This window comes from Bradyrhizobium sp. cir1, assembly GCF_014198245.1.
Lineage (GTDB): Bacteria > Pseudomonadota > Alphaproteobacteria > Rhizobiales > Xanthobacteraceae > Bradyrhizobium.
In genome coordinates, this window is the sequence record NZ_JACIHE010000075.1 from 1 (window position 1) to 1022 (window position 1022).

A 1022-nucleotide genomic window follows, 5' to 3' on the forward strand; every position below is an offset into this window, starting at 1 on the left:
CTCGCGCTCAATGTAACGGTCTCGGCCCAAACCAAGGGCACGCTCGTTGCGGCGCTCGCTGCCGAGGCGACTGTCATCGATCCGACACGGTCCGCAGCTGGTGTCGATGGATATTTCTATAGTCAAATGTTTGAACAGCTGGTCCGCTACGGACCCGATCTGAAGCCGGTTAACTGGCTCGCGGACTCTTGGAGTGTCGAGGGGGCGGCGGACAAGCCGATCATCGATGTGCATATTCGAAAGGGTGTGAAGTTCCACAATGGGGACCCGCTCACGTCGGAGGATTTCCATTTTGCCTATGATCGACTGCGGGATCCAAAAATTTCGCCCTGGAGTAACCTGCAGGCAAACGTCGAACGTTTCGAAATCGTCGACGATCATCACTTCAAGCTGTATTTCAAGTCGCCTGATGCGAGTTACATCATCAATTCGCTGCAGCTGTGGGCAATACCAAAGAAGTACTTTGAAAAGGTAGGTGATGCAGGTTTCGAGAAGGCCCCAGTCGGGACTGGTCCGTGGAAGTTCGTGTCGCGCTCAGTCAAGGAGGAGATGCGGCTCCAGGCGTTCGATGACTACTGGAACAAGGATGCGCGGCCGAAGGTCAAGAACCTGGTCTTGAAGATCATTCCGGAAGACCTGACGCGCCTTGCGGCATTCAAGTCGGGTGCCGTTGACTGGATGGATACGGTCCCGGTTTCGGCAGTCGCCGAGATCAAGAAGATGCCGGGAGTGAGCACATTCACGGCGACTACTGGGAATAACCTTTACATCGAGTTCACCGCCTACAAGCCGGAGTCACCTTTCAGCAAATTGGAGGTGCGACAGGCTGTTGCCCATGCGGTCGATGTCGATGCCATCATTAAAAATGTATTGTTCGGGCAGGGCGAGCGGTACACGGAGGTTTGGCGCGGTTCGACGGGCTACGACCCGGAGCTCAAGCCATACACGTACGACCCGCGAAAGGCGAAGCAGTTGCTCGCTGAAGCCGGCTATCCGAACGGCTTCGATACAACGTGCTACAA

The 1022-nt window shown here is 55.6% G+C and carries 1 protein-coding gene; it reads left to right on the top strand.

What is annotated here, in order from left to right:
• Window positions 1-1022, top strand: a 1022-nt coding sequence (locus GGD63_RS39935; protein WP_183250668.1) for an ABC transporter substrate-binding protein, incomplete at both ends; no start/stop codon positions are given.